This is a genomic window from Dietzia sp. CW19 (assembly GCF_014145265.1).
GTDB lineage: Bacteria > Actinomycetota > Actinomycetes > Mycobacteriales > Mycobacteriaceae > Dietzia > Dietzia natronolimnaea.
The window spans coordinates 1-4,369 of sequence record NZ_JAALEE010000352.1; the positions used below are offsets into that span (position 1 = coordinate 1).

Genomic DNA, 4,369 nt, shown 5'->3' on the forward strand with positions numbered 1-4,369 from the left:
ACGAGGCGGGCGAAGCCGTTCTTGGGGAACAGCACCCCCTTGACCTCCTCCCAGGGAACGGACCTGCTCGCCCGCCACGTCGACAGGTGGACCCCGTCCTCGTCGATCCTGGTGTGGGTCCGTGCGACCCACCAGCCGAATCCGATCGGGAGCAGCACGAGCCATCCCAGAGCGACGGGATAGGCGGTGACGGGCCAGAGGATCGCCAGGACGACGATGGCGATGACGGCGTAGGACATGGGGTTGACCCGGAAGAGTGCGCGGTCGGTGGGCGTGGACTCCGGGTGGGGTGCTCTGAATGCGGCGCTCATGGTGCCCTCCACTGTCTCACGGTCCACTATGTGGGATCCAGTTTCCACGAGTTGACGACCGTGACGGACGGGGCCTAACCTGAGCGCGTGAACACCTGGAACGGTCTAGTACTCGGCCGGCGCGTCGGCGCCTGAGCCGCTACCTGGCTTTCCGTCGACGCGCACCCTCGCCGGCCCCCGTGGCCGTCGGGGGTTTTTTGTTGCCGGGTTCCCCTGGTCCCACCGGACCGGGTGCGGCGACGAACGTCAGCTCCACGACCACCATGAAGGACAGTTGAAGTGAGCGCACCAACGGCACAGCCCGGACCCCGTCCGGGTGCAGAGCACAGGGCCCGGTCCGCGGCCCCCGAGCGGATGACGGGCGCCCAGGCGGTGGTCCGGTCCCTCGAGGAGATCGGCACCGAGGTCGTCTTCGGTATCCCCGGCGGCGCGATCCTGCCCGTCTACGATCCCCTCTACGACTCGGTCAAGGTCCGACACGTGCTGGTCCGGCACGAGCAGGGCGCAGGGCATGCGGCCACCGGGTACGCGCAGGCCACCGGCCGGGTCGGCGTCTGCATGGCCACCTCGGGCCCCGGGGCCACCAACCTCGTGACGCCGCTCGCGGACGCGCAGATGGACTCGGTTCCGATCGTCGCCATCACCGGGCAGGTGGGCACCGCGCTCATCGGCACCGACGGCTTCCAGGAGGCCGACATCTCCGGCATCACCATGCCGATCACGAAGCACAACTTCCTCGTCTCGCACGGCGAGGACATCCCGCGGATGATCGCGGAGGCGTTCCACATCGCGCAGACCGGCCGACCGGGCGCGGTGCTGGTGGACATCCCCAAGGACGTCCTGCAGGCCGAGATGACGTTCTCGTGGCCGCCGGAGATGAAGCTGCCCGGGTACCGCCCGGTCACCAAGCCCCACGGCAAGCAGATCCGCGAGGCGGCGCGGCTCATCGCCAAGGCCCAGCGCCCGGTCCTGTATGTGGGCGGCGGGGTGATCAAGGCCGACGCCTCCGCGGAGCTGCTGGCGCTGGCCGAGCTGTCGGGGATCCCGTTGGTCACCACCCTGATGGCCCGCGGTGCGTTCCCCGACTCGCACCGGCTGCACTACGGCATGCCCGGCATGCACGGCACCGTCGCGGCGGTCGCCGCGCTGCAGCGGTCTGATCTGCTCGTCACGCTGGGCGCCCGTTTCGACGACCGGGTCACCGGCCAGCTCGACACCTTCGCCCCCGACGCCAAGGTCATCCACGCAGACATCGATCCGGCGGAGATCGGCAAGAACCGCGCGGTCGACGTGCCGATCGTCGGCGACATCAAGGAGGTGCTGGTCGAGCTCGTCGAGACGCTGCGCGGCGAGCGCGACTCCGGAGCGCTCGCCGAGCCCACCGCCTGGGTGGGGCAACTGGACGAGATCCGCTCCGAGTACCCCCTCGGATACGGACCGCAGTCGGACGGTTCGCTCTCCCCGGAGTACGTGATCGAGCGCCTCAGCGCGGCAGCGGGCCCCGACGCCGTCTACTGCGCCGGCGTGGGCCAGCACCAGATGTGGGCCGCGCAGTTCGTCCAGTACGAGAAGCCGCGCACGTGGCTCAACTCGGGCGGGCTCGGGACCATGGGGTACTCGGTCCCCGCGGCGATGGGGGCCAAGTTCGGTCGTCCCGACGCCGAGGTGTGGGCCATCGACGGCGACGGGTGCTTCCAGATGACCAACCAGGAGCTCGCCACCTGTGCGATCGAGGGCGCCCCCATCAAGGTGGCGCTGATCAACAACGGCAACCTCGGCATGGTCCGCCAGTGGCAGACGCTGTTCTACGATCAGCGCTACTCGCAGACCGACCTGTCGACGCAGTCCAAGCTCATCCCCGACTTCGTCAAGCTCGGCGAGGCCCTCGGGTGCGTGGCGCTGCGGTGTGAGCGCGCCGAGGACGTCGACGAGGTCATCGCCAAGGCCCGCGAGATCAACGACCGCCCGGTGCTCATCGACTTCATCGTGGGCAAGGACGCCCAGGTGTGGCCGATGGTCGCGGCGGGTACGTCCAACGACGAGATCATGGCGGCGCGGGACATCCGGCCGCTGTTCGACGACACCGATTCCGTGGCGGACGACGCCGCGGACGTCCACGAGGTGACCGAGCGGATCGACGCCGCCGTGCTCGCCGCCCAGGAGGAGGACCAGTGACCGCCCGCTCCCACACCCTGAGCGTGCTGGTGGAGGACAAGCCCGGCGTGCTCGCGCGCGTGGCGTCGCTGTTCTCCCGGCGCGGGTTCAACATCGAGTCCCTCGCGGTGGGCCCCACCGAGACCGACGGGCTCTCACGCATGACGATCGTCGTGGCCGTCGAGGACTTCCCCCTCGAACAGGTGACCAAGCAGCTCAACAAGCTGGTCAACGTCATCAAGATCGTGGAGCAGGACCCGGCCGGCTCGGTCGCCCGCGAACTCACCTTGGTCAAGGTCCGCGCCGACACCACCAACCGTGGCCAGATCGTCGAGATCGCCAGTCTGTTCCGCGCCCACATCGTGGACGTCTCCCCGGAATCGCTCACGCTCGAGGCCACGGGTACCCCCGACAAGCTCGACGCGCTGCTGCGGATGCTCGACGGCTACGGCATCCGCGAGATCGTGCAGTCCGGCATGGTCGCGCTGGGACGCGGCCCCAAGTCCATCACCACCACTCGATAGTCTCGACTCCTACACAAGTCCCGGCTACACGAACCAACACGAAGGGAATCCACCATGGCAGTGGAGATGTTCTACGACGACTCGGCGGATCTGTCGCTGATCCAGGGCCGCAAGGTCGCCGTCATCGGTTACGGCTCGCAGGGGCACGCGCACTCGCTGAGCCTGCGCGACTCCGGCGTCGAGGTCGCGATCGGTCTGCGCGAGGGCTCCAAGTCCCGCGCGAAGGCCGAGGAGGCCGGCCTCGAGGTCATGACCGCCGCCGAGGCCACCAAGTGGGCCGACGTCATCATGCTGCTCGCCCCCGACACCTCGCAGGCGCAGATCTTCACCGAGGAGATCGAGCCCAACCTGAACGACGGCGACGCGCTGTTCTTCGGCCACGGCCTCAACATCCACTTCGGTCTGATCAAGCCCGCCGAGGGCGTCACCGTCGCGATGGTCGCCCCGAAGGGGCCCGGCCACCTGGTGCGCCGTCAGTTCGTCGACGGCAAGGGCGTCCCGGCGCTCATCGCCGTCGAGCAGGACCCGAAGGGCGAGGGCGAGGCGCTCGCGCTGTCCTACGCCAAGGCGATCGGTGGCACCCGCGCGGGCGTCATCAAGACCACCTTCAAGGACGAGACCGAGACCGACCTGTTCGGTGAGCAGGCCGTGCTGTGCGGCGGCACCGAGGAGCTCGTCAAGACGGGCTTCGAGGTCATGGTCGAGGCCGGCTATGCACCCGAGCTCGCCTACTTCGAGGTGCTCCACGAGCTCAAGCTCATCGTCGACCTCATGTACGAGGGCGGCATCGCGCGGATGAACTACTCGGTGTCCGACACCGCCGAGTTCGGCGGCTACCTCTCCGGCCCGCGCGTCATCGACGCCGGCACGAAGGAGCGCATGAAGGAGATCCTGTCCGACATCCAGGACGGCACCTTCACCAAGCGCCTCGTGGCCAACGTCGAGGGCGGGAACAAGGAGCTCGAGCAGCTCCGCAAGGAGAACGCCGAGCACCCGATCGAGGTCACCGGGCAGAAGCTGCGCGACCTGATGAGCTGGGTCGACCGGCCGATCACCGAGACCGCCTGAGACCCCTGTAGGGTCCACCGGGATCGATTCCCGAGCTTCAGGAGGACCGCCGTGCGCCACTTCAACCGAGGAGTGGGGGCGGCGGTCCTCTCGTTCTGCCTGGTCTTGTCCACTGCCGCGTGCACATCGGGAACGGACGAGGACGGGCCGGGGATCACCGCTGCTCAGGTCGACGGTGCGAGGATCGCGGTCGACGCGGACTCCTCCGGCGTCGAGACCACCCGTCTCCTGGTGGAGGCCGCCCCGGTGGTCGTGGTGGCCGCGCCGGACGAGGCCGCCCAGGCCCGCGCGGCGTCCGTGGCGGTGGGGCTG

Annotated in this window: 4 protein-coding genes and 1 pseudogene; 4 read left to right on the forward strand and 1 reads right to left on the reverse strand. The window is 69.0% G+C overall.

The features are described from left to right. A partial coding sequence (locus G6021_RS10855; RefSeq protein WP_182615551.1) for a PH domain-containing protein occupies positions 1-311 on the reverse strand: 311 nt, incomplete at its 3' end. 279 nt (positions 312-590) lie between these two features. Between G6021_RS10855 and G6021_RS10860 the strand changes: the two genes are divergently transcribed. The 4 genes and pseudogenes from G6021_RS10860 to G6021_RS10875 all read left to right on the forward strand — a co-directional run. Beyond that, complete coding sequence (locus G6021_RS10860; RefSeq protein ID WP_182641272.1) at positions 591-2,486, forward strand: acetolactate synthase large subunit; 1,896 nt, start codon at positions 591-593, stop codon at positions 2,484-2,486. Next, on the forward strand, positions 2,483-2,989 hold the full coding sequence (ilvN, locus tag G6021_RS10865; protein WP_179525519.1) for an acetolactate synthase small subunit: 507 nt from the start codon (positions 2,483-2,485) through the stop codon (positions 2,987-2,989). Before G6021_RS10860 ends, ilvN begins: the two co-directional genes overlap by 4 nt. A 54-nt stretch (positions 2,990-3,043) precedes the next feature. Then, positions 3,044-4,057: a ketol-acid reductoisomerase gene (gene ilvC, locus G6021_RS10870; protein WP_182641273.1), complete on the forward strand. Its 1,014-nt coding sequence runs from the start codon at positions 3,044-3,046 to the stop codon at positions 4,055-4,057. Positions 4,058-4,108: 51 nt separating this feature from the next. Further along, positions 4,109-4,369, forward strand: a pseudogene (locus G6021_RS10875) (hypothetical protein); the annotation flags it as partial.